The sequence below is a fragment of the Hoylesella enoeca JCM 12259 genome, from assembly GCF_000613405.1.
Taxonomy (GTDB): Bacteria; Bacteroidota; Bacteroidia; order Bacteroidales; family Bacteroidaceae; genus Prevotella; species Prevotella enoeca.
In genome coordinates this window covers 1-25,207 of the sequence record NZ_BAIX01000036.1, presented here as the reverse complement: position 1 = coordinate 25,207, position 25,207 = coordinate 1, and the positions used below count along the sequence as shown (strand labels likewise).

Annotated in this window: 19 protein-coding genes and 9 pseudogenes; 14 read left to right on the top strand and 14 right to left on the bottom strand. The window is 40.3% G+C overall.

Translation table 11 applies throughout. The annotated features are described in order from the left end of the window. Window positions 1-1,093, top strand: a pseudogene (locus tag JCM12259_RS09745) (helicase); the annotation flags it as partial. A 46-nt stretch (window positions 1,094-1,139) separates the two neighbouring features. Here JCM12259_RS09745 and JCM12259_RS09740 read toward each other — a convergent pair. From JCM12259_RS09740 to drt3a, 8 genes and pseudogenes are all read right to left on the bottom strand, one after another. Beyond that, the gene (locus JCM12259_RS09740; RefSeq protein WP_008566169.1) at window positions 1,140-2,093 is read right to left on the bottom strand and encodes an Abi family protein; all 954 of its coding nucleotides are present in this window, start codon (window positions 2,091-2,093) and stop codon (window positions 1,140-1,142) included. 410 nt (window positions 2,094-2,503) lie between these two features. Then, window positions 2,504-2,809, bottom strand: coding sequence for a helix-turn-helix domain-containing protein (locus JCM12259_RS16245; RefSeq protein ID WP_081784192.1), 306 nt, complete (start codon window positions 2,807-2,809; stop codon window positions 2,504-2,506). After that, window positions 2,797-4,403 (bottom strand): annotated as a pseudogene (locus JCM12259_RS14930) (AAA family ATPase); the annotation flags it as partial. The gene JCM12259_RS16245 and the pseudogene JCM12259_RS14930, both read right to left, overlap by 13 nt. A gap of 149 nt (window positions 4,404-4,552) precedes the next feature. Further along, window positions 4,553-4,856, bottom strand: a pseudogene (locus JCM12259_RS17765) (bifunctional DNA primase/helicase); the annotation flags it as partial. Continuing rightward, window positions 4,853-5,251: a hypothetical protein gene (locus JCM12259_RS09720; protein WP_025066319.1), complete on the bottom strand. Its 399-nt coding sequence runs from the start codon at window positions 5,249-5,251 to the stop codon at window positions 4,853-4,855. The gene JCM12259_RS09720 and the pseudogene JCM12259_RS17765, both read right to left, overlap by 4 nt. Continuing rightward, complete coding sequence (locus JCM12259_RS09715; RefSeq protein WP_025066318.1) at window positions 5,238-5,717, bottom strand: hypothetical protein; 480 nt, start codon at window positions 5,715-5,717, stop codon at window positions 5,238-5,240. Before JCM12259_RS09715 ends, JCM12259_RS09720 begins: the two co-directional genes overlap by 14 nt. Before the next feature lie 685 nt (window positions 5,718-6,402). Next, window positions 6,403-8,586 carry an antiviral reverse transcriptase Drt3b gene (gene drt3b / locus JCM12259_RS09710; RefSeq protein WP_025066317.1) on the bottom strand — a complete coding sequence of 728 codons (2,184 nt, stop codon included), beginning with the start codon at window positions 8,584-8,586 and terminating at the stop codon, window positions 6,403-6,405. Beyond that, window positions 8,558-10,117, bottom strand: a complete 1,560-nt coding sequence (drt3a, locus tag JCM12259_RS09705; RefSeq protein ID WP_234396594.1) for an antiviral reverse transcriptase Drt3a — start codon at window positions 10,115-10,117, stop codon at window positions 8,558-8,560. Before drt3a ends, drt3b begins: the two co-directional genes overlap by 29 nt. Before the next feature lie 272 nt (window positions 10,118-10,389). Between drt3a and JCM12259_RS09700 the strand changes: the two genes are divergently transcribed. The 6 genes from JCM12259_RS09700 (at window position 10,390) to JCM12259_RS09675 (ending at window position 14,874) form a co-directional block, all read left to right on the top strand. After that, window positions 10,390-10,698, top strand: coding sequence for a DUF3853 family protein (locus tag JCM12259_RS09700; protein ID WP_025066315.1), 309 nt, complete (start codon window positions 10,390-10,392; stop codon window positions 10,696-10,698). After that, window positions 10,695-11,747 (top strand): AAA family ATPase, encoded by a 1,053-nt coding sequence (locus JCM12259_RS09695; protein WP_025066314.1) that lies wholly within the window; start codon window positions 10,695-10,697, stop codon window positions 11,745-11,747. The genes JCM12259_RS09700 and JCM12259_RS09695 overlap by 4 nt, the downstream gene beginning before the upstream one ends. A 182-nt stretch (window positions 11,748-11,929) precedes the next feature. After that, the gene (locus JCM12259_RS09690) at window positions 11,930-12,820 is read left to right on the top strand and encodes a DUF8464 domain-containing protein (RefSeq protein ID WP_025066313.1); all 891 of its coding nucleotides are present in this window, start codon (window positions 11,930-11,932) and stop codon (window positions 12,818-12,820) included. A gap of 102 nt (window positions 12,821-12,922) precedes the next feature. Beyond that, a complete protein-coding gene (locus JCM12259_RS09685) occupies window positions 12,923-13,270 on the top strand; it encodes a plasmid mobilization protein (protein ID WP_009435722.1) in 348 nt (115 codons plus the stop codon). Then, window positions 13,267-14,193: a relaxase/mobilization nuclease domain-containing protein gene (locus JCM12259_RS09680; RefSeq protein WP_025066312.1), complete on the top strand. Its 927-nt coding sequence runs from the start codon at window positions 13,267-13,269 to the stop codon at window positions 14,191-14,193. Before JCM12259_RS09685 ends, JCM12259_RS09680 begins: the two co-directional genes overlap by 4 nt. A gap of 21 nt (window positions 14,194-14,214) precedes the next feature. Next, on the top strand, window positions 14,215-14,874 hold the full coding sequence (locus JCM12259_RS09675) for a hypothetical protein (RefSeq protein WP_025066311.1): 660 nt from the start codon (window positions 14,215-14,217) through the stop codon (window positions 14,872-14,874). Between the two features lie 78 nt (window positions 14,875-14,952). Here the strand turns inward: JCM12259_RS09675 and JCM12259_RS17360 are convergent, their stop codons facing one another. The 5 genes and pseudogenes from JCM12259_RS17360 to JCM12259_RS09655 form a co-directional block, all read right to left on the bottom strand. Beyond that, window positions 14,953-15,327 carry a hypothetical protein gene (locus JCM12259_RS17360; protein WP_234396593.1) on the bottom strand — a complete coding sequence of 125 codons (375 nt, stop codon included), beginning with the start codon at window positions 15,325-15,327 and terminating at the stop codon, window positions 14,953-14,955. A gap of 1 nt (window position 15,328) precedes the next feature. Then, window positions 15,329-15,709, bottom strand: a complete 381-nt coding sequence (locus JCM12259_RS17355; protein WP_234396592.1) for an SMODS domain-containing nucleotidyltransferase — start codon at window positions 15,707-15,709, stop codon at window positions 15,329-15,331. A gap of 64 nt (window positions 15,710-15,773) precedes the next feature. Further along, on the bottom strand, window positions 15,774-16,400 hold the full coding sequence (locus JCM12259_RS09665; RefSeq protein WP_025066310.1) for an SLATT domain-containing protein: 627 nt from the start codon (window positions 16,398-16,400) through the stop codon (window positions 15,774-15,776). Then, window positions 16,397-17,682, bottom strand: a pseudogene (locus JCM12259_RS14920) (PDDEXK nuclease domain-containing protein). Before JCM12259_RS14920 ends, JCM12259_RS09665 begins: the two are co-directional and overlap by 4 nt. A 12-nt stretch (window positions 17,683-17,694) precedes the next feature. Next, on the bottom strand, window positions 17,695-18,981 hold the full coding sequence (locus tag JCM12259_RS09655; protein WP_025066309.1) for a site-specific integrase: 1,287 nt from the start codon (window positions 18,979-18,981) through the stop codon (window positions 17,695-17,697). A 483-nt stretch (window positions 18,982-19,464) separates the two neighbouring features. On the opposite strand from JCM12259_RS09655, the gene JCM12259_RS09650 reads away from it, so the two are divergent. From JCM12259_RS09650 to JCM12259_RS14910, 6 genes and pseudogenes are all read left to right on the top strand, one after another. Further along, on the top strand, window positions 19,465-20,682 hold the full coding sequence (locus tag JCM12259_RS09650) for a site-specific integrase (protein WP_025066308.1): 1,218 nt from the start codon (window positions 19,465-19,467) through the stop codon (window positions 20,680-20,682). Between the two features lie 176 nt (window positions 20,683-20,858). Then, window positions 20,859-21,757, top strand: a pseudogene (locus JCM12259_RS14915) (site-specific integrase); the annotation flags it as partial. 186 nt (window positions 21,758-21,943) lie between these two features. Next, entirely contained in the window at window positions 21,944-22,363 is a 420-nt protein-coding gene (locus tag JCM12259_RS09640; RefSeq protein ID WP_025066307.1) for an HU family DNA-binding protein, read from the top strand. Window positions 22,364-22,539: 176 nt separating this feature from the next. Next, the gene (locus tag JCM12259_RS09635) at window positions 22,540-23,214 is read left to right on the top strand and encodes a peptidase E (RefSeq protein WP_051559310.1); all 675 of its coding nucleotides are present in this window, start codon (window positions 22,540-22,542) and stop codon (window positions 23,212-23,214) included. 13 nt (window positions 23,215-23,227) lie between these two features. Beyond that, window positions 23,228-23,381: pseudogene (locus JCM12259_RS16240) on the top strand (DUF1896 family protein); the annotation flags it as partial. 246 nt (window positions 23,382-23,627) lie between these two features. Then, window positions 23,628-23,867 (top strand): annotated as a pseudogene (locus tag JCM12259_RS14910) (hypothetical protein); the annotation flags it as partial. A 244-nt stretch (window positions 23,868-24,111) separates the two neighbouring features. Here the strand turns inward: JCM12259_RS14910 and JCM12259_RS17760 are convergent. After that, window positions 24,112-24,764, bottom strand: a pseudogene (locus JCM12259_RS17760) (hypothetical protein); the annotation flags it as partial. Window positions 24,765-24,896: 132 nt separating this feature from the next. On the opposite strand from JCM12259_RS17760, the pseudogene JCM12259_RS17755 reads away from it, so the two are divergent. After that, window positions 24,897-24,995 (top strand): annotated as a pseudogene (locus JCM12259_RS17755) (IS30 family transposase); the annotation flags it as partial. Window positions 24,996-25,207 lie beyond the last annotated feature (212 nt).

Sequence of the window (25,207 nt, the reverse complement as noted above, 5' to 3'; positions counted from 1 at the left end):
AGCCGTGCGCAAGGGAAATCTTGTTGCCAAGGAGTTTGCCGACAACAAGGTCGATGTGATTATCTATGCCGTGGAACGTTCCTTGGACAGTTATAAGTTCAACCTTTTGCATAACAAGCAACTCTTCATCAATCAGCTAAAAAGTAACCAGCTTGGCAGTCGTACCATTGACGAGGGTTCAATGGACGAGGACAGCGGCATGAACTTCTCAGAGTACGTGGCCGTACTTTCGGGTAATACCGACCTTTTGGAGAAGGCAAGACTTGACAAGAAGATTACCACCTTGGAATCCGAGCGCAAGAACTTCCTCCGCGAGCGTGATGCAGCAACGGGCAAGCTGGCAGAGATTGACAGTTCCGTATCCTTTCATACGGACAAAATCAAGGAGGCACAGTCTGACTTGGCTCTCTTTGAGCAGCGCGTGGAGCGTGATACCGAGGGATTACCTGTCAATAAACTGACAATCAAAGGTGTGGAAGACAGTACCGACATCAAGGTTATTACTGCCCGTCTGCAAGAAATAGACGAAAAAGCTCGCACCAAAGGCGAGTACAACAAAATTGGTGAGATTTATGGGTTTTCCATCATGGTCAAGACAGAGAGCACTTCCAAGGACTTGTTCGACTGCTCGGTGAACCGCTTCTTTGTGAAAGGGCAGGAGTCTATCTACTACACTTACAATAATGGAAAGTTGGCAACAGACCCGAAACTCGCATGTCAGAACTTCGTTAATGCCTTGGAGCGTATTCCAAAGGTGATAGAATCGCACGAGAAGGAAATGGAGAAAGTAACAGCCAATAAGGGTGTTTACATTACTATTGCAAACAGTTCTTGGAAAAAAGAGAACGAGCTTCGCGCACTTAAAGGACAATCAGCAGAGTTGGATAGAAAGATAGCCCTTACATTGAAAGAGTCAAATGAAGAAAATGAAAAATCAAACGAAAATGACCAGCCCGAGTATTTAAGGCAAAATAGCAATAATAACCAAAATACTCAAAAGGACAAGGGAGGCATAATCTATTCAAGTGCTATGAATAATAGAAACAAACAAGAAGAAAGTAAGGGATGTGTTGCAAAATCCAGACTGCGATAAATAATGATGAGGGTGTGTCAAAATGGCACACCCTCATCGAATTATATTATTCCCACAAAGTGTATTCTCTCCAATTTTCAGGAAAGCCCATATCTTTCAAGACAACCAATTTAGGAGATTCATCCAACAGGTTGAGCAATTTTTTTCTAAACGAGCTGTCAGGACTGATTATTTGTTGTAAATACAAAATCACAGATAGGTAGGCAAACAATTTATTGTCCCTTATCGTTGCAGCCTCTTGCTTTGACAAGAAAGGATGGCTCGTCCTATAAGGAAACTTCAATCCTATTGTAAAGCGACGATTCCATACACGACTGTGATGGGCACAGGTGTTGCGCAAGGACGATAAACCGTGCATCCAATTCTTCAGAATGTCGACATTGTAAAGTCCCAAATCCCTGCATATAGTTTTACTTGAAGGATTATTCTTGTCCAGAGCAAAAAACAACTTACTCAATGTTCCCATAGAAACAACCTCTAAGGTCATCCACGCCGGCGGAAAAGCTGGTTCGCTGTATTTTTGATAATAATGGGCTATAAATTCCTCATTACTTCGCTTGACCTCTTTCATCAAATCACCCACAACAGGCTTACCGTCTATGACCTCGTTGCGTGTCAATGCGATAAACTTATCGTGCTGATAGTATAGCTTATGATTGAGAAACCAAAAGGCATCATTCTCATCAACGGAATAAGTTAAGGCTATTCGTGTCCTTAATGCCACCTCGATTTTTTCAATGGCATTGAAGATTAAAGAGCGTAAACGCCTGTCAAAACAATAGAGGTCTATCACATCTTGAAAAGAAATGTCCTTTCTCAGAAACTCGTGATTAGCACCTTCCTCATTATTTTGAAAAGGGTATGTATATGCTCGTAACCTATAATAACTTATGTTATGAAGATATTGGGCAGCAAGTGTTTCATCTCCAATGTCAAGTCCTCGATCGTGCAGTTTTTTTACCTGCTCAGATGTGTCTATCGGCTTCTTTTCGTACCTCATAACCGTATATAAACTCGAAGACCTCCCCGGGTGCGCTGTTCCAATGGGAAGCGTGGGAGGTCATATTGACTGCAAAGTTAACTGTTTTTTTTGAATACGCAAGGAAAATGCCAAAAAAAATCATTGTAAGCGATGATTTTTTCATTAAGAGCAGTATCAAATGCAGAAATGATAAATCATCTTTGTCGGTAAGGCTATCTTAATGGCATCAAACAGTATCAGGCGCAATTCCTTATTGGGCATAGTTCATAAAATAGACTCACCGGCAGATCCAATGGTGTATGCCAAGCGAGTACTGTTTTCGTTGAAGTGCGAAGAATCCGCAACGATCTTTCTGTTTGCAAATGTACGCATTATTTCTCATTCTTGCAAAATAAATGCCAATAGTCTTTGATGGCAGCAAGGAATTACTATTCCCCCCGTTTTCGTACCATTACATCAATCTCTTCCCGAAGAAAAAGCAATCGTCCATTAGCTTTGAGATAAGGGATTTTCCTTGCCCAAACCCAGTTGTAAACAGTCTTTTGTTCCACCTTCAAGATTTTGGAAACATCGATGATGTCCAAGTATTCCGGTTTCAATGGAGGGTGAACGGTTGTATCTATTTCCTGTTCCCGCAGGACGAGCAAACGGTCGAGCTTATCTTCCACATTCTTCAGTTTATCAAACAGGCGTTTCTGCCATGTATCTTCAGGCTGATGGTCTAAGTATGGCATAGTTCTCCTTTTTGATAGTTTCCATTTACATCTTGTGTCAAGATACGTTGCTCTTTCATATAGGCAATATATTTCTTCGCAGTTCTGTCCTTGATTTCCATTTCACGTATCAGAACCTCACACAGTTCTTGGTATGAGAGTTTGAGAGAACTTCGGAAAGCGTCTCTAATAACACCAATAAGTTCATCGGTCTTGCGCTTCTCCTTGTCTTCCTTGGACTTCTCGCCACGATAGACGTGCATATCCTCTGCCTTATCCCAGCCGAAAAGCATCATCGGTACATCCAGCGGACTCCCGTCACGGACTTTCAGTGCTTTTACCACTGAGTATTCGGGATTGTCATCTTTCTCTATAGAGAGGATACCTGCTGCCTTGCGCTGTAGTTCTGAACCGATATGCCCACGCAACTTAATACCGTTAGGCACAAAGTGGAGGACACAGATGATACAAGTATTGTAGATACCCGCCAGACGATAAAGCTCATCAACGATGGCTATACTTTCCGTTTCATCATTGGCGGAGCGTATCAGGTCGGCTATGCCGTCAATCACTACAAGATGGATACCTCCATGCTTATGATGAAACAAATCCATACTCTCACGGATAAGTTTCAGTCTGTCTTTACGGGAGAGCGACGCAAGATACAGGGAGTGGTAAAACTCCGGTACGGTTTTCAATGAAGCACGTTGTAAGGTCTTACCCAAATTTTTGTGCAGTTGTGCCTCGGACTGTTCGGTGTCGTAGTGTAATACCGCCAAGCCGTTAGGGTTGGGCGTAATTTCCAATCCCAATGTTCTCTCGGAAGGTAACCATTCTGTTCCTAATGTCCCGGCAAGAATGGCAGCCACATAATTGCTTTTGCCCGTACCTTCGCCGCCCGTAATACAAAAAAGATTGTCTTGTGTCCCCAACGGTACGCCATTCACTGTCACAACGGACTTTGAAGCATCGGGGGGATTGTCATAGTCTATTTCACATGAACGTAGCATCATGATGGTCTGTGTATAAATTTGGGAGAGCATGGTTGACAGCAGCCCTCTCAATTCTTTTTCATTATGCCTAAGGCAAAGTAATCGGATATATCTTTCTCGCTTTTGATGCCTTGCAGGGGAAGTGTCAGGGTAAGTACCTTATAAGCGGATAGGACTTCCGCTTGCCGTTCTGCCTCCCTAAGACCGGTTTCGTCCGTATCGTATAAGAGAATGATGTGGCGAAAACGAAGCAGCAGGCTCTCGATTATGCTTTCTGGGATTTGTGCAGTCTCACTGTTGAAACAGATGGCATTGAAATGATGGGCGGAGAGGGAAAGCACATCCTTCTCTCCACCCGTGATGAAGAGTATGTCGCCCTTGTTGGGCAGCTGTTCAAAGCCGAACACATAATCTTCCACTTTTTCTCCTCCATACAAAAACCGCATTTTACTGAATGGACGGTAGACTTTAACAAAGTTCCTCATAGCATAGCAGAACATAGGTTCTTCCGAAGAAGAATGAATGGTATATACCTTTCCTTGGTTTGAGACCGACTCAAAACGGGCAATGGACTTGACCTGAAAGCGCTGCAGGGTTTTCGTTCCGATGCCATACCGTGCCCAAAATCCAAGTTCGTTATCCTTGTAAGATTGTTCTGCGATCCTGAACCATTTTTTGGAGCCTGCCTGCTTACTGGCATTCACGGATGTGGGAGGTTTGGGAAGAATATTGGCATTCGACTTGCTTTTTTCGCCCCAATCATTGTACGGCAATGAAATGTTCAGTTGCAGGTCATTGATAATCATCTTCAGCACTTTCATAAAGTCCCTCCGTATATCCAAGCCTTGTATTGCGGCTGCAAACCAAAAACAGTCACCGGAATACATTTCGTTACCGAAGTCTTTCATGCGATAGCACTTCGACCTCGTGTCAAAATAGATATTGCAGGAAGCCCGTTTGTCCTCATATAACGGATTCCGAAAATTCCGCTTGGGAACAAAATCAATCGGCATATAGAAACTGAAGACTTCCAGTCCCCTGTTTGTGTGTTCCAAGATTTCTTCCTTAATGTTCATAGTTCCTCAAACAAAATTTGTGAGTCTCCCATATAGCCTTTCAATATGCCGTCTTTGTAGGCATTGAGCCTTTGAAGAGCTTCCACCCTGCGAAAGCCTTTGAAGGACGCACGTCCCGTCTTGATTGCAATGTACAGTCCTTTGAAGGGATAGACCACGTGATTGCAGGAGACATAACGGTAAGGGATAACCTTACTGTCTCTCCATCGCGCCAATGAAGCTCTGGATATGCCGAGAAGCCGAAGAACATCGGAAGAGTTCAGTTCAATCTTTTCTTCCAACACGGCATAGTCCTGTTTCAGTTCAAAAATGAAGCCTGCAATTCGATCCATGCTCTCTTTCAAGGAATGTATTTCCTCCAAAAGGGTAGCAGGAAGCATGTTATTCTCTGTCATCACGCATCAGTTTTTGAATAAGTTCCTCGATTACTTCTATCAAATCATGAAATGTATATATGCAGTCTTGCTTTTTTACTATACAGTTGGCAAGAAATATGATATGCTGAATCATTCTTTTGTGATCTACCTGACAGAGTTTGTTCAACAAAAAGATGAGATCTTCTTTTTCAATTGTAAAGAAACTATGGTCTTTGTCTTCGGTAGTATGCACCAAAGATTCTATCATTCCCTTGGGAAGATGCAAAAGAAGCACATCCATATCGAATGCCGAGGCACATTTAGTATAGGTGTCAATTCTTAAATCTGTCTGCATTCTGCAATGCTTCCTGAAGTTGGAATATTCCATACCAGCAACTTGAGCTTTCATCTTGCTATCCTTACAAAAAGACAGCATGTCTTCAAGAGTGGGAAGCACGATAAACAAGTGTCCCTCTCTCTTTTGGGGTATCATCTTCTTATCCATATTTATTAATTAATTTGATTTCTAAATGCAAAGTTCGAAAGAAATAAACCTTTTTTAAGAATATTAGATTGCCAATGTTGGCAATATGATGCCATTTGCAATTTTTATTGTTTCACACACGGATAGACCGTCAGTGCACGGTGCAAGTCCCTTTTATATATAAGGGCTTGCACCGTGCACTGAAATTGTAGCCGGAATCTTTCTAAAAGATTTTCAATCAAATATTTGGCGGCAGTTCATATTTTTTGTACCTTTGAACGCGATAAATACAAGTGTGTATTTCTCATAACAGTATCTATGGGTACTCTCAAAATACTCTCTTGTGGCTACAATTTGGTTACAGAGAGAAAACAGGAAAGTATAAATTGCTATGATACAAGGAGTTGAGAAAAATGTTCATTTTCCTCTCTCTCCGCAAACAAGGGTGTAAATCAGCAAGTTATGCGATTTACACCCTTTATTACACCCAAAAATCAAGCAGTTAAGAAAAAAGTTACTCCCAAGACTAATAGTCTTGGGAGTAGTTCATTATTGAGAGAGGTTTATAAGTTTGAAAAAAGGAAAGATCTCACATTCGGTACAATCCTAACCAACCATTTTGGAAAACGTAACTTCCTGCGTCATTTCGGCTAGCTTGAAGGTTATGTGTGTGAATGTATAGTTGGACCAACAGCTGTTACAGAAGCTACGAATATACCTCCTGTGAAATCTTTGCCTGTAATTCTTTATTCAAATTAAACATTGTCCAGCGAGTGAAAATGTACTTTTGCTTTTTAGCAAAGCGCAATATCTTTCGTTGATCATTCATCTCAGTAATGCCCATCAATGTAAGGAGCTTTTGCTTATATGCATCATCCACAAAGGGACATGTCATCATATCCGCCGTGAGAATCGTGAGTTCTGAATTGCGTTTACGCTCCGACTCCGTAACAAGTCGATACTTTTTCAAAATCTTATCTTTCAATACTGTCTTTTGCTCATTATAACACTTGTGGTTAGCATAGTAATACATCAATATAATGCATGCGAATAGGTTATACTGCAAGTCACTTTTATCAATAAACGATTTAATAACTTCAGGTGCGAACAGATATGCAGAACCTAACTCTTTGGCTAATATTAACAGATAGAGACTTTCATGCAAGGTATTTCGATGTGAATCCGTTGTAGCTAGTACCAAGGCTATTTCATCTTGAATCTTCTTAAAGATAATGTCCTTGCTTATTGTTTGGAATCTAACCTTAGGATTAGTTTTGAAATCACCATGCCGCTTTGCATAGATAACAATGGAATTCATTATCTTCTGCAATTTCAATGTTGTGTTTACCTGTCTGTTGCTATTGAAAACAAAGAACGCTACATCTATCAGGGATATAAGATAACTTGTGAGCTTCCTTTGTACTCGTAGTGCATGATTTTCTACATCTCCTTTATCTGTATCTTCTTTTATCATCAGACGCTCATACTGATTGAAGCCCATTTCATATCGATTAAGAAAAGTGTCAAGACGTTGACCCATTTTCTCAAGCAGATAGTTTGCTATATCGCGATATTCAATTTCACATTCTTTAATTATTGCTTTTATTTGAGCATTAATGCTATTTGCAGACAGGTATTTATTAAACTTCATAACAAATATTTCCCTGTCTTTATCCGAATCTTCGCCTTCAGTTTCATCTTCTTTCTCTACGTTCGAACACGATTCCGCATCTTCACAAAGTGAAATCGAAAAAATGTTGTTCAGTAAATCTTCTACTCGTAGTTTGGCTAATGTTATTTTTGTTATAAAAGGTCTTTCAAACTCTTCTGTTTTGGATGGGTTAATCTGCAATTTGAATACTTTAAGCCATTTTGTCAGACCTTCCATGAAGAAATTTCTATCCTTTTCGTCATTATAGAAGAGGAAATAATCATCAACATACCGATAACACTCATAGTTAGATTTCTGGTAAAGTTTTTCTTCCAACAGTTCCTGTTCAACCTTTTGGTCAATATATTGAAGTATAATCTCTGCAAAAATCCGAGAGAACTCCGGACCTATTACAATACCATTTGTTTCACGAGCATTGACGGACTGCATTAGATTGTCAAATGCATCACCAACCCATGAACCATGATACCCAGGCAAAACCTTTACCTTGTCCGCACCTCCTGCAGTCGCCCAACTTATGGTGTGGGTGTAAATACTGTCGAAACAGCTCTGTAAATCGAACTTCACAAGATGTTTGAATTTCTTTTCTGCTCGTTGGTATCTGTAATCCTCATAGAACTTGTATATATTTGAATACTTCTCATAACTATAGTAAGTCTTCTGGTTTTCATACTCGTTGAGGAACAATTCAACATTATCAATCTTACGTCCTAACAACTTTCGATGGAGTCTATCTCTATAATAAATGCTTTGTGCTATCTTATGTGGCTTGCGAATAGAGTATGTGCTCTGATTACAAAGATAGAGCATAGAATACTTATACTTATCATAAAACTCAACAACTTGCCACTGATTATATGGATGTATAATAGACAACGTTCTGTTTTTATTTTTCTTGTGAGCGATATTAAATTGATAGGGGTAGAATAAAGCATTAAGTCGATGTTGTATTGTCCCGATTTTTTGATGTTTTTCATAAGATCCGAATAGCAATGCAGCAAAAACATTCGCATCAGTTTCATTTGAACGTTTAGATTGACTTAAAACATTGTACTTAATACCATGATCTTTTTGTTCTTCACCAACCCATGAATATTTGGCAAGAAATCGATACAAATATCGGTTTGAGAATATTATAGGACATTCGTAGGGCAAGACATCAGAAAAGAGGACTCGCTCTTTGCTATAGCTAAGTTTTATCTTCTTTCTGTTTCTCATCCCATGACTGTTTTATCATTTGCAGTCTGCTTTTTTTTATCTTATATCGCTTATGAGCACAAAAGCCTTTAACAAAGGATACTTGAGCAAGCTGTTTCTTCAAGGTTGCTTCTATCTGTGACTTTTTAGCCGGATCAACACCTGCCTTACCATTCAATGATATTTGGGCACACTTCTTTTGAAGATCATTATCCAGCTTTTCCAAATCTTGTGTTTTTGTATTGTCCAACAATTGGTTTGAGTAAAATATACCCACCTTCACGCCTCTCTTAGCATTATATAGGTTAATATTACATGTTAATACATGTAATGCATCAAACAAATAATGAGCCGCAACATCGTAAGATGCGGTATTTAGCAAATGGTCAAACTTCAGAAAAGTCTTGGATATACGATTTGATAACTTTTTCTTTTTGTCCTTAGATAAAGAGAAAATGCCTTGCTTATCCTTATTTCCTTTGATAGACTGTAGGGTATATCCTAGAAGATCAAATTTTAGGCTTGCGGTACCTTGAGAATCATAAGTATAGCATTTGTTTTCTTCATCTGTAGCAGGTGTGTGTATTTTCAAACCATACTTAATATACGCATTAGTTAGAGCTTTGACATAATCATTCAATGACCACTGGTGCTCTTCATCTAAATCTGGGTGTACCACGATAATAATATCATCCACATATCTTGCCATGAACACTATTCCTGGCAGTGTACGCCTAATTTCCTCATCTATCTTGGACAAATAGAATTCAGAGAGTAGCGAACTAATAGCACAACCTCGTGGAATACCGGTTTGAGGAGTCCGTACAAGTGGGCGCAGATTCTTGGCTTCAAACTCCTTACGAATGAGTCCTCGCAAAAGGGATTTGCTCTTTACATCAAGCAGATTGTTACCCTCCAAATACCCAAACAACTTATCATGCGGTATTGACTCGAAGCAGTGACAAACATCCGTTCGGATTATATAGTACCTGTTCTTATCCTCTCTCAACAATATCTTTAGCTGAGAAAGAATCTCATTGCGACTTGACATGGATATATTAAACAGCTTTTTCACATTCCGGCAAAGGACTTGCATTGCGAAAAACTCTTCAGCTGTAGTTCCAATAGAATAAACAGGTTTCTTTGGATCTGCTGACGAATCTGGTGTGAGGTTGAAACGAAAACTACTAGATAAAATATTTGAAGACACTTTAATAAGATGCTCTTGCAACAAGGCTTTTTGCTGCTGAGCATTCTTCTTCATCGATTGCTTCAGAAAGTCAACAAGGTCTGCTTCATCCTCCGTACGCTCTGCCGTTTTCTTTCTCAATATTTCATTTAGCTCCTTTCTCATATCTCGGTATTCCTGAGCTGAAGCTAAATACTCAGGTGAAAGATACCTTTTCTGCATCTTTCCCTTCCTATTCACCGCATTGAACGCATCATTTAGCGAATCGTAGTTGTATGAGAAACTATATTGAGACATCTCTTTAGAACCTATTTTGATTACAAAGGTATAAAATTTTCTCAATAATATAAAGAAACGCTCCAAGTTTTTACATATAAGGAACAGCTATGTTCTCGATTTCGTAGCAAAGGTGTTAAAAACTGATAGTGTGCGATGATGAATTTACTTCTGAATAAGTAGTTCTGAAATGCTAACTTTCATCTCGTGAAGCCCTATGATTTCCCAACTTTCCAATATACTTCCCGCTGTATCCCTGCCTCTTGGAAAAGCATTAAAAGCTCTCTACTTTTGCATCGTCAGACCTGACTGAATGCCCTATGCGCAAGGGCGAGTTATTCATTTCAAAAAATTGGATTATGACGATAAATGAATTACTGGACAAGCCTGTTTGGCAGATGACTGGTGAAGAATTGCTTTTCCTTGCACAACACAGTAATATATCCACGAGCAGGGAATCAACAAAGACTTCTTCCTCCAAAGAAGAAAAGCGATATGTGTACGGGTTGGCTGGCATTGCACGCCTCTTCGGCTGTAGTTTGCCTACGGCTAACCGTATCAAGCAGAGTGGTAAAATCAATCGTGCTATTACACAAGTAGGACGCAAGATTATTGTTGATGCTGACCTTGCACTGGAATTGGCAGGGCGAAAGACAGGAGGACGATGATGCATACAACTGATTATGAAAACATTTGGCAAAAGTCGCTCATTCATGTAACCGATGAGTTTGCGCTCCCTCCAGTTGTACTACAAGCAGGTGAAGCCATTATTGGCACACTGGGGAACTTCAGTGTATCAACAGGTAAGGCGAAAGCCAAGAAGACTTTCAATGTGAGTGCCATCGTAGCTGCAGCTCTTATCAATGGAAAGGTGCTGGAATATCAAGCATCATTTCCTGAGAGTAAATGCACAATTCTTTACTTTGATACGGAACAAAGTCCTTATCATTGCCAACTTGTGATGCAACGTATTTTGAGATTGGCAAAACTGCCGATAGACAAGGAACCGCAGAATTTGAAGTTCAGTCATCTTAGAGCCATTGCTGACCCTAACGAGCGCAGAGAAATCATTCGCTATGCCATCTACAACACGCCCAACGTGGGCTTGGTAGTCATTGATGGCATTCGTGATTTGATGCTCGACATCAACAACTCAACGGAAGCAACCAAGTTAGTGGGCGACCTGATGCAATGGACGAGCGAGCAAAACATCCACATCCAAACTGTACTTCACCTCAACAAGGGCGACGACAACGCACGAGGACATATTGGGACGGAACTCAACAACAAGGCTGAAACAGTTCTTCAAATCATAAAGGACAACACTATGCCTGAACGCAGTATTGTTGCACCTTCCATCATTCGTTCCAAACCCTTTGAAAAGTTTGCCTTTCGACTTAAGGAGGTTGAAGACGATATTTGCATTCCCCAAATAGATCTCTCATATTCGGACAATGAACGGAAGTCACATCGTTTCTCCTACCAAGAGTTAAGCACTAACGAACATCGAAAAGCGTTGGAACCAGTCTTCTCTACAAATGAAGTCTTGCCATATAGTAAACTTATCGTAGCTCTCAAAGAGGCTTATGCTAAGATTGTGGGGCTATCCTATGGGCAAACTAAACTCAAGGAGCTTTTACAATTCTTGCTCAACAAAGGCATAGTGGTTAAGGAAGAACGAGGAAAATATCGGCTCAGTCATAATTCTCTACAATAAAACCTTTGGTCGGTCGGACACAGGCTATATATACCTGAATCAATCCGACCAAAGAGAAACAAACTTGGTCGGACGTAAAGGTGTGCCTATAGTGTACGACTGTCCGACCAATCCTAAAACCTTCAGCCTCCAAAAGAAAAAGGCTGAGAGTTATTCATTTCAAACATCAAAACAAAATCACAATGGAAATACAAAATATCAAGCAAATCTCTATCACAGATTATTTGCAGCAACAGGGTTATTCACCTGCGCGAGTACAAGGAATTCATTTTTGGTACTGCTCCCCGCTGCGCAACGAAGGTACTCCATCATTCAAAGTAAATATAGAGCGTAATCAATGGTATGACTTCGGAACTGGCGAATATGGAGATATTATTGACCTTGTGCGTGCTTTACAGCATTGTACCATGTACGAAGCTATTGAACTTCTAATCGGTTCAAAACAAATAGTGCATCAAGATTTTTCTTTTGGCGGTGAAAGAAAAACCTCTAATCACAAATTAGAAATCATATCTGTGCAATCGCTTACCAATCCTTATTTGTTACGTTACATCGCAGAACGAGGAGTACCTCTCAGCATCGCCAATAGGTTCTGTTCTGAAATTCGATACAATAATACCAATCGGACATACTATGCCATTGGGTTTGCAAACGATGCTGGCGGTTGGGAAGTTCGTAGTCCTTATTTCAAAGGCTGCATTGCTCCAAAAGCGATTACAACTATTAGTAAAGGCACAGACGTTTTACAAATCTTTGAAGGGTTTATGGATTTCCTTTCGTGGCAAACGCTAAATCCATCTTCAGCTTGCGATACCATAGTTCTTAATTCTTTGGCTCTTTTGCCACGTATTCAAGAGAAGTTAAAAAGCTACAAGCAAGTTGAGAGTTTTCTGGACAATGATGAAGCAGGACGAAAAACGTTTGAAGTTTTGAAGCAGTTTTGCCCATCTATCATAGACGGTTCTGTTCGCTATCAAACTCACAAAGACCTCAACGAATGGCTAGTTGCTCAATCTAAAGTCAAAGAGAAACAAATGTTATTACCAACCATAAAGTGTGGTATTAGAAGATAGTGTTTATCAGGGAAGCAAGTTTGTGTTTTGAGTATCTCAAAACCTACTTGCTCCCACCTTTGGGAGGTGAAAATCCCGTTGGTCTCATCAAAAAAATAAAAAATGGAACAGAAAAATAAAGGTGGACGACCCACTAAAACTTTATCAGAGAAACGGAAATATCAAGTGCTTCTTCGACTTAATACAATGGAGTATTACACCTTGTTGGGAAAAGCACGTGAAGCCTCTATTTCACGAACAGAGTTTTTACGGCAGCTCATAACAAATGCAGAAGTAAAGAGCCGAATCAAGCCAGAGGAAATGCAACTCATCCGTACGGTTTCGGGCATGGCAAACAATCTCAATCAGATAGCCCATCGGCTCAATGCTTTCGGCATTTCTTCACTCAATGAAGAATTGAATGCGCTGAAACAACTTATTCACGAACTCATGAAACGATTGAAACCATGATAGCCAAGATTATTAAAGGAACAAACTTCAGTGGAGTTGTCAATTATATGCTCAGCAAACGCGAAGGTCAAGTCAAGGTTTTACAAGCTAATGGCGTACGCAGTTCTTTACCAAATGACATTGCACACGACTTCAACTTGCAAGCCTCTATGCGTCCGAATGTACAAAAACCAGTTTGTCATACCATACTCTCATTCTCAGCACATGATTCAGAACGACTGACAGATGCAACAATGGTGAAGATTGCCAACGAATATCTTCATAAAATGGGCTATGGCGACACACAGAGCCTTATCGTAAGGCACAGTGACCGCCATCATCCTCACCTGCACATTTGTATCAATCGCATTGGTAACAATGGCAAAACCATCAGCGACCACAACGAAAAGTATCGTTCAACGAAGATTTGTAGAGAACTGACAGAGCGTTATGGTCTAACCATTGGCGAAGGAAAGCAAGAGGTAAACCGCTCAAGATTGAGAGGTGAGGATAAATTACGATACGAGATATTCGATACCATTAAGTCTATATTACTTCAATCTCAGACTTGGAAAGATTTTGTTGCAGGGTTAGAGCAACAAGGTATTACCACTCGTTTCAAAACGAAAGGCAACACCGATGTTGTTCAAGGAATCATCTTTGAAAAAGACGGATGTAGTTTCAGTGGCTCAAAGATAGACCGAACGTGCTCTTTCTCTCGCCTCAATGCTGAGATAGAACAAAATTCTCACAAACAAGAGAAAACTAATCTACAAAATGAGCCTATGGTAGATTCTGTAGATGAAAGCTATTTCATTACCGACCTATCTGAAGCAATTAGTGAAGTGTTTTCTATGCCAACACCAAGTAATGGCGTAGATGTTGATGAGCTCCGCTTCCAAAAGAAACTTCACAATAGAGCAAATCGCAAACGTAGAATTTAATCACATCAAATTTATATCAGTATGAATAACGAAATAGCACCTGTTCTTGATATGCTCGAAGAACTTAAACAAGAATGCAAAGCCATCAGTAAGGCACAGGTAGAACTGCGCACTACTATTACAGAACAGCTATCTATTCCAAAGGGAGATAGTGTTAAAACACAAGAAACCGTGCAAATCCATCTCTCGAAAGAAACCCAAGCCAAAATCAAGGAACACCAACTTTTTGTTTTGGAGGCACTATCAGAGTCGAGTAAGAAGCTTGACCCAAAGTTTGAAGCCTTGCAACAGCTTATCAGTAAACAACAAAAGCCCGTAGAATACAAGAACTACTCGCTATTTGCAAGCATTCAATTAGCCGAGCGTATGCTGCTTTTATTGGTTTGTGGGCTGGTCATGGTGAGTTGCTGGTTCTTCGGTATGGGAGCCAACAAGCTGCAAACAGCCTCTGATTACGACCTGCGCTATCGCTATCTGCGCATGCAAGGCAAAGCCACCGCTTCAGACTTTACACATCTTGACAGCATCTTTATCACGCACCGCAATTCCAAAGCCATTCAGCAGATGCAACAGAAAGTTGTCGATTATGAGCAAGCCATACAACGACAAGCCGAGTTATTTTTGCAACAGGAGCGAATCCAACAGGAACAGAGAGAGTTGAATAGGCACTTGAAAAAATAACAAACACTCCAAAAGACACCCCAGAAAATTGTTTGGTACAGTTTCTTGGGGTGTCTTTAACAAATTATAAAGATACAATTATTCATTTGCCATATAACTTAATACTTTGTTTAAAACATCGAGATACTTTGTCGTATTTACACTCATACCACTACCTGGAGCTGTAAGAAAAATGCCCCAAGATGGACAAGCCGCATAAAGTTTCTTTTCGTATGTTCCTTTTGGTTGATTAGAACTTTGTTCTCCTTCTCTAAGCCAATGCCAGTCTGAGATATAATGATATGCAAAGCTATCAATCACTATACCTGGCAAATGATAACTAGGAAAATAATTATCTCGTATTTCACGCATATGTTTGCAAGTATCATACAATAAACCATTGCTTTCAATGTTTTTCTTTCTCATTGCCTGCTGTTCTGCCTTCGGGTTTGTCGTCAGCCAATTTCCTCCCATATTAGAGTCTGTAGGTATATTGACCATTCCAATTTCCTATCCAATCTATTTGACGAAATGCGGGTAGTATTTCGAATTTAATACCATCAGAAAAGTCAACTACCACAACTTGTCCATCTCCCCTAACATTACTTCTTGGATAGGTTGTTAGAATTACATTTTTTACTGTTTGCAACAATCTTGATTGACCATTCCCTTTTAAGGCATCGAACCTTTCATATTCATCCTTAGGTAGTTCAACAAGCATATCTATATCACTTGTATCAATAGCTGTACCTCTACCATATGAGCCAACATATAAACTATGATTACTCACACTATCATTTCCCCAAAACTCTAAATTTACAGCACGGGTAATTCGCTTATATCTTTGTGATACCAAAGAGCGTCGTTCTGCACTAATAATCTCACCTCTTTTTTTTTACTACATCCATAATATTTTTAATTTAATCAATGCACATAATTAGTTTGAAGAAATCATTCAATAGAGGAACAGCACAGCAATAATATATAACAACAGCAAGACATACCATAATTATGCAACACTTAGCACTTTGTGGGATTTTATCTTTCCACAACTCAAAGTGTAACTGCTCATCCAGCCAATCGACATCTTTCTCACAGAATAGCTTATAATGCGCAAACCATCCAGCAAAAACTATTTGATTAGGCTCTGAACCTTTATTAAATTCTATTTCAATTTTCTCATATACCTCTTCAATTTTTTGAAAGTCCTCATCTTTTTCTATTTCTATACTTTTTACCTTCATATAGAGATTTTTTAGTTGATAGGCCATTTGGGTGTTATTTTTACCTCGATTTTTATATTCATTGATATTGGGAGTAAAACGTTCTATATAAATACTAACAATGCTGAATATTAGTACTGCAATCGAAATGGGTTTAGCTGTAAACTCAGACCATCCTAGACCAAGTATGCCTGCAACAATAGAGAAGAAAGCTATCCACTCTGGCAGTTTATTAACGATATCATAAGTTGCAAAATTTAGATTGGCAGCATAGCTAATATCATAGCCTTTTTGTGCAACTTTTTTAAGTAAGTCTTGTTTCATTTTATAATATCCTTTTGTTCTATAATCTTAGACAACTCCTCTTCAACCTCCTCCACCGTAGGTAAAGCAGATTTTAGATTATCAGGGATAGCCTTTGATAGTTGGTAATCACTCACACCAATTGGTTGGTCGTAACCTGAGAGGCCATATTGCGCTACTACCTTATCGCCACCATTGCAGAGAAGCAAGCCGATGGTTTTATTGTCGTGCTCGCCACGTAGGGTATCATCTACTACATTGATATAGAAGTTAAGTTGTCCCATATATTCAGGCTTGAAGGGTGTTGCTTTGAGTTCGACAACAACGTATGCATGTAGTTGGATGTTATAGAGAATGAGGTCGGCATAGAAATCAGAATCACCTACTTCAAACTGCTTCTGCTGTGCCACAAATGCAAAGCCACTGCCCATTTCCAAAAGATATTTGGTGATATGCGAAACCAATTGCCGTTCAATGTCTCGTTCTGCCATTTTATCTGCCTGCCCCATCATGTCAAAGATGTAAGGGTCCTTTATCAGATAGTTGGCAAGGTCGCTTTGCGGTTTGGGTAATCGCACAGAGAAGTTGCTCACTTTCTTTGCCGTAATCTGCCGAGCGAAAAGGTTTGTTTCAATCTGCATTTGCAGAACATTACTACTCCAACCATTGGCAATCGCTGCGTGATATACCAATAACGTTCACCCAAAGGCAGCTTGCTATTAAGCAATATAACATGGCTCGCCCAATTAGTGCGAACTACGGCAGACTGCTTAAAAATTTCTTCTATCTGATTTATATCGTGTTGGTAAATGACAGACAGTACTTCTGATATCTCTCCTAATTGTGCAAGAGCTTCTTGCGTAATTATATCTCCTTGATTACCTATAGCTTGAATTTGCGCAAGAGGTTCTTGCGTAAATTGATTGAGTTCGTTTGTAAGTTGTAATACATTATCTACCGAAGGACTATTAAGCTGTTTTTCAACCTTACCCATTTCTAATAGAATCTCCATAGGATAGGCTTTGGCGAATTGGCTCATATAGATAAGATTACGAGTGGAATACCCCTTCTTGTCTGGATATTTAGAACGTATCGCCTTAGAAAGGTTGTCAATGACTTTGCTTCCCCAACCTTCTTTCTTTTGGAGATAGAGGATAAAATGTCCCACTTTCCAATAGTGGAAAAGCATGTCTGCGTTTGCAGAGGCTATCATGCGTACTTGTGTATGCTCGAGGTCGGAACCGATGGCTTGAACAACGAGTGATAAATCTTGTTTCTCTGCTTTATTTATTTCTTGGCTCATATTGTTTCAGTGTTATAATTGATTGAATTTACTCATGGCATTCGCTTTGATGTCGTCCGCAATGTCTATGTATGGTTTCATAGCCTCGTAATCGCTATGCCCAGTCCATTTCATAACTACTTGCGGAGGAATCCCCAATGCAAGTGCATTACAGATAAACGTTCTACGACCAGCGTGTGTTCCAAGTAAGGCATATTTAGGTGTAACTTCGTCAATGCGTTCATTACCTCTATAATAAGTTTGACGTACAGGTTCATCAATGCCTGCGAGTTCTGCTAATTCCTTAAGATAATCATTCATTTTCTGGTTAGTTATAACAGGTAACACCTTGTCATCTTCAAATGCCACATCCTTGTATTTATCAAGAATTGCTTTACTATGTTTATTCAATTCGATAATCAGGCTATCAGAAGTTTTAACTGTCGTTACCTCAATGTGGTCGCCCTTTATATCACTTCTACGAAGATTAAACACATCGGAGTAGCGCAAGCCCGTGAAGCATTGGAAAAGAAATACATCACGCACCCGGTCCAAAGCTTGCTTGGCAGCTGGTATTTCGAACTCTCGGAGTTTGTTCAGTTCCTCCCATGTAAGGAATATGATTTTCTTCTGTGTACTTTTGAGTTTAGGTTTATAACTATCGTAAGCATTGTTCTGATGCAGACCTTTCTTGAAAGCCCAACGTAAAAACCACTTCAAGAAACTTAATTGCTTGCCTATAGTAGAATTGCGCATTTCCTTTACATCACGAAGATAGGTAACATAATCATTTAGACCTTTCTCATCAAAGAAATCAAATGTAAGTTCAGTACGAAAGTTCATCAAATGATTTTTCACAGCAGAAAACTTCTCGTAAGTAGAATCAGTCCAATCATTCTGTCGTCCGCAATCTCTCACAAACTCATCGAAGGCCTTGTAGAAAGCATTAGGTGTTGATTTTCTCTGTTTGACTTCTTCTATAGGTTTGTGCAGCGCATTGAATGCCTCTTTAATTTGTTCAGGAGTTGGCATTATTTCTTCTACTTCAAACTTCTTAAAGATTTCCTGCACCTCTGTATAATAGCCCAAGAGTGAAGCATTGATTTCAGAAGCTGATTGTTTCAATTTGTTTGTGCAACCGTTTCTTACACGCTGCTTATCAGTATCCCATTTCGCAGCATCAATACGATAGCCTGTTGTGAATTCAATTCGTTTGGAAGCAAAATTGACACGCATACGGATAGGCACATTCTCTACAATGAGTACTCCGTCCTTCTTCCTGCTTTCCAACGTGAAGATAATATTTCGCTTGATGTTCATACTTTAGGGTGTTTTGATTTCTGCACCCAAATTTACACCCAAAAATTGATTCTACCAAAGATTTTCCATGAAATCTTATTTTATTAACATTCTACTTAAAGTGCTATTATACAACAGATTGAGCGTTTATGATACTATTTGAAGGTTCAAGAGAAAGAGCCTCTCTCTCCGCTAATAGGCTTCAAAAGGACTTCACAAAAGTTGTCATTTTAGCCTTCAAAATTTAGATAATCGTTGTAAAATCAAGGTTTTACAACGATTTTTCTTTGTATATACCTCTATCGCCTGACGGCATAAACCTATGTTTTGACAATCATCATTCGGTCAAATTCTGCTACATAAACTGCTACACAAAAATTGTAACAATAAAAAATGTAGCAATGACGGGATTTTGAATACCAAATTGAAGGCATCAATTCTTTCTGTTTCAGTATGTTATATATTAACTTTGCAGCCGAGTGCTACACAAAAGAATGATGCATTATGAGAACAAATTTCAAGGTATCCTTCTACCTACGCTCAAACTATGAGAACAAAGAAGGAAAATCGCCTGTAATGCTCCGTGTATTCCTTAACGGAGAGATGTCAAATTTTGGTTCTACGAAAATTTTCGTGGATAAGACAATGTGGAATAATACCACAAGCCGACTTAAAGGTCGGACGGCAGAAAACTTGTCCGTCAATGCGGCATTGGACTCCATTTCCACTACACTGAATGGAATTTACCGCAAGTTTGAGGATGACGAGTCCCTGTCATTGGAAAAAATCCGTTCTTTCTTTGTAGGAAAAGACAGGGAATACACGACTTTTCTCCCGGTATTTGACAAGTTCAACGAAGATGTCAGACAGCGTGTCGGACACACCATCAGCAAAGACAGTCTGCAAAAGTACAGTGTTTTGAGAAGACATTTCTCAGAGTTCCTTATCCATAAATATGGAAGAAAGGATATAGGACTGACAGAATTCACACCATCCGTGGTACAAGACTTTGAGTTATATCTGAGTACTGTGGCAGGTTGCGCTTACAATACGTCGGTCAAGAAAATGAAGGCTCTCAAAACCGTAACCATATATGCACAAAAGCGTGGCTATCTCCTTCACGACCCCTTTCTCAATCATCGTTTCCACTTGGAGCCGGTAAACCGTGGTTTCCTCACGGACGAAGAAATCATGAAGATAGCCAACAAGGATTTCGGCATCCAGCGTTTGGAACTGGTAAGGGACGTTTTCATCTTCTCTTGCTTCACAGGTCTGGCATACATCGACGTGTCCAATCTCACACCAGACAATATCGTAACACTTGATGATAAGCAGTGGATTATGACCAAAAGGCAGAAAACAAGCGTGGAAACAAATGTCCTACTTCTCGATATTCCGAAGCGCATCATTGCAAAGTATAGTGGAAAGACCTATCGGGATGGCAAACTATTCCCCATACTGACGAATCAGAAGACTAATGCGTATTTGAAAGAAATAGCCGACCTTTGCGGTGTCAAGAAGAACCTGACCTTTCACCTTGCCCGGCATACATTTGCCACCATGTCTTTGAGTAAGGGCGTTCCGATGGAAAGTGTGTCGAAGATGCTCGGACATAGCCAAATTAAGACCACACAAGTGTATGCGGAGGCCTCCCCGGAGCGTATCTTTCGGGATGTGGAGAAGATTCTCCCTCTCATCGCACAATATCGTTTAATCAACTAAAAAGTCCAAGAACAATGAAAAGTACACTTTCAATTCTATTTTACATAGACAGAAGCAAGACAAACGAACGGAATGAATGCGTTATCCGATGCCGTATCACCTGCAATGGTGCTTCATCCTCATTCTCAACGGGTTTATACACCTCTTCTGATGATTGACAAGCAAAGAAAAGACGCATGAAAGTATCAGCAAAGAGAGCAAATGCCGTCAATCTGCAACTAAACTCAATGGATGAACAACTTCATGCTCTCTATGAACGCACATTAAGGAAGAGAACTATATCACGGCTGAATACCTCAAAGAGCAGTATCTGCGCTACATGAAGCCCGTACCAACACTTATAGAACTTTATCAAGCCCTTTGTGAAAGCAAGAAGGAATTAGAGGGAAATACGCTCAGTAAAGCAACAGTCAAGACATTCAAGGACAGCCAAAGGAGTTTTGTCCATTTTCTGAGTGTAAAAGGGAATGAGAGCTGTCTTCCCAAAGAGGCTGACAAAGACCTCATAGAGAACTACAGACTGTTCATGCTACGAGACTTGGGCAACAAGGAAAGCACTATTTCCAACCGTCTGCGCCACCTGCATCAAGTCATCCGAAAAGCATTGCAGCAACGATATATCCGTGAAGAGCCTTTTGAACTGATAGATATAGAAACGCCCACCTACGAGCACAATGCCCTCACTTCTGACGATTTACACAAACTTCTATCATATCGCCCTCACCGCTCGGTGGACAATCATTGCAGGCTCATCTTCCTCTTGGGCTGTTTCACGAGGCTGGCATTCTCAGACTTGAAGAAACTCCGAATGGACGATGTTTATACATTCGGAGATGGGTGTAGGTACATATCGCTCAGTCGCACAAAGACACAGAACAGGAGCATTGTCCCCTTGTTACCCATTGCCGAAGAGATACTCACCATTGTCAGCGACGGACGAAAGGAGGGCTTGGTCTTCCGTGAGCTCCCCACGAACAGCCATTTCAACCGCAAGATAAGGGATATCATCATCAAGGCAGGACTGCCACCTCATACCGAAGCCACCTCGCACACAGCACGACATATCTTTGCCACACACTTATCATGCACAACCAAAGCTCTTAAGCTTTTCGACAATTCCTGATAAGCTTTTTGTGTTAAACTTATAATCTACGGATAATAAACCTTGCGGTTGTTGCGTTATTAGAAAAAAGAACTCCCTGCGGAGCTAAGGCCTCCGGCGATGCGGGGAAGTGGGTGGAGGCACGAAAATTGTAATATTATGGCAAACAAACCATTGCAGTATGTTCTTACGGAACGTAAGTTGAATGTCGGCCCGAAGGCCGGACAGATTATGCAGATTGCCCAGCCGACGGGCAGGCATCGCGTTGATTTTCAGAGTTTTTGCGAACGTGTGGCAAAATCTACGACGTTCAACAGGCAGGAAGTTCAGGCTGTGTTGAGCTATGCTACGGAGATTGCGCGCGACATCGTGGCTAACGGTGATATTGTTGAGTTTGGCGAAATCGGCACGCTCAAACCGTCGTTCAAGAGTCGTGCGGTGCCTAAGGGGCAGAAGTTTTTGGCCAACGTGCACATCGAGAAGCCGATGGTGCGGCTCGTGCCATCGAAGAAGTATTTCACGCTTACGGATGTGACTTATGAGCTTATTGAGAAGCCGGTGAAGCTGGTTAAGCCGTAAAAGGTCGGGCGGCTGTCGGTTGACAGTGTTCTTGGGTGAGGCGGCAGCGGTTTTGTGCTTGCCGTCGCCTTGCTTTTTGATATGTTTTATTTATTGAACGAATAGTAATGAGGCAGTTTACATTTATAGTTTGCTTATTGTTTGCTATCTGTGTGAATGCACAAAAAGTAGAAGAAATGGAAGAAAACAAGATTGCTCGGAAAGAAGTGGCAAATAGAAATGATAAGTCAGAGAGAAAGTTGTTCCTGGCATCATCGTTCAAAGATGTGGCAAAGCTTTTTGCCGACTTTGCCGGTGTGAATCTGAAGGGTAAGAGGGTGACATTTATTCCTACGGCGAGCATCCCTGAGGCGGTGAAGTTTTTTGTTAGTTCGGGCAGGAAAGCTCTTGAGAAAATAGGGCTGACGGTGGATGAATTGGAGCTGACGCAGGCGAGTGAGCCGGAAATCAGAGATAAACTGGAAAGGAACGATTATATCTACATAACGGGCGGAAATACGTTTTTTCTTCTTCAGGAGTTGAGACGGACGGGGGCTGACAAAATCATTGTTGAACAGATAGAACAGGGGAAACTGTATATCGGGGAGTCGGCCGGCTCAATAATTGTGTCGCCAAATATCGAATATGTTAAAGAGATGGATGATTGTAGCAAGGCTCCCGAACTTTCAGACTTTTCTGCGTTGCGCGTTGTTGATTTCTATCCTTTGCCCCATTATACGAATTTTCCGTTTAAGAAGGTTGTTGAGAAAATCATTGCGGCATATGGGGAAAGGATTGCTCTTTATCCAATAAGCAATGTGCAAGTTATCACGGTGAACGGAACGGAAGTTAGAGTCGAAAGCAAAAAATGAATTTATAGGGCGAACTAAGTTTATCACCGCACGAACAGACATGGCTCTCATTGCCTGCCTTCTGCGATGCCGTGATGCAGGGCTTCACGCACCCCGAAGCGGAAAGCATGGCAAGCGAGGTCTTGTATCAGGGCTTGCACTTTTCCAAGTATAACACGCTTGTATCTCATTGAGGTCAATGGTATGCCAACGATAGGAGGTAAAGACATGGCTTGATATAGTAGCATCCGGAGCCTTTGTAGTGTCAAGAGCCAAGATAAACGCTCTACTCCACACGCCAAGAGTTTTTCAAACACTTGGCTTTTTTCGAGCAAAGCTCTCAACAACTCGTGTGTTGTCTGCGCATCTTGTAACTGCTCTTGAATTGAAAATCGGCGGACGAAGTGAAAGCCAAACTAATAAAAACTCTGACAATGAATACAATCATCATGAATCAAGACGTTCTTAAAAGTTCGATTTCTCGCCGAGACAATAGAAGCAAGCTTCCATTGTCCTCACGGCTTGACGAAATCGTTCATACACCTGCCTTCATCAAGGCAGACGCATCGAACAAAACCGATAGGAACAAGCAGCAGTCGACTTCTTCCAAGCAAGTCCGCCACTTCTCTTGGACACGCTTCATCGAACTCACTATTCTGCTTGCTGTCGTTATTAGTTTTTAAGGAACGATTAATTACTATAAGTCATCACTTCTTTCCACTTATATTCATCTTATAAATAAGATGCAACATTAAGTAATTTGGAATAGCATTAAAACGTGTCTCGGTTTTCCCTTGCCCGTTTATCTCATAATTTATGCTCTTGAGTTGATGAAATATATCGTACCCTTCAAGTTTGGCTGCCATTTTTCCTTTAAAGAAGTTCTTACTAATGTATACGTTACAAATTAAATCATTAATATTGTGGCCTTAAACGATAATCGTAGGAATAATATGGAGTGTTGTCATATCGATTGCGATAGTCATCTATACCATTGCCTTTTAAGTACTTCAACTGGTAATTGTTGAACATCGAATTTGTGGTATTTAAATAGTTACCTTCTATAAATGCTGATATACGATCACCAGATTTCAACTTTTTATATGCATTAACATTGGCAAAAGTTGTGAGTGAATGACCAAATGTAAGATATCCATGATGTAGTCTTTCTTATCAATGTCAACCCCCATTGCTTGGCTCCTATCAGTACTTTTTTCAAAAACCTTTAGGTTTTTCACGGTATAGTTTGGTAAATTTTCTATTAACTGTTTGTTATTTCCTTTGAAGAAATCCTTGCCGTTAAGCGTAAGATAATCTAATTTTCGACCATTGATGAATATTTCGCCATTGCTATTAAGTGTGGCACCTGGTAATTGTCTGATTAGAGCATCAAGCATACTTCCCTCAGGAAGATTGAAGGCATCTGCATTATATACAATAGTATCACCCTTCATAATCATCTTAATTTTTGTGCTCTTAACAACAACCTCGTCTAACATATGCTCTTTATTTTCCATTCCTTTTTTCTTGATGGGAATGTCTTGCATGTCAATATTTGTATTTCTACTTTTGGAATAAAATGAAAAAAAAACCGAGGGTTTGCCTTGCGGCCGAGGCGCGTAGCCCCGAAGAGCGATACCAGCAATACAAAAAGGGGAGTCCCTTTTGAGGACTCCCTGAGATTAATAATCTTTGTATTGTATATGTATAAACAACTAATCTCGGAGCAAAGGCCGCAAATTTTTGCCTTACTCAAAAGAAAAACCCAAAGAAAAGAAATTGCGCGCATTGTGGGCATCAGCCCGTAGAGTCAACCATACAATTCCTAACTCGACATAAAATTTCTTTGGAAAACGTTTGTCTGTTTAAGAATCTTTACTTACCTTTGCCCCCGGTTCTTCGCCTCCTTCGCCCCCTTCCGCCCCCTAAGTTAGGGGGATGGGAGGCTGAACAAGCGAGGGGCCGATCAAAAAAGGATCAAACGAGAAGTATGATTAAACAAGCAAATATAACC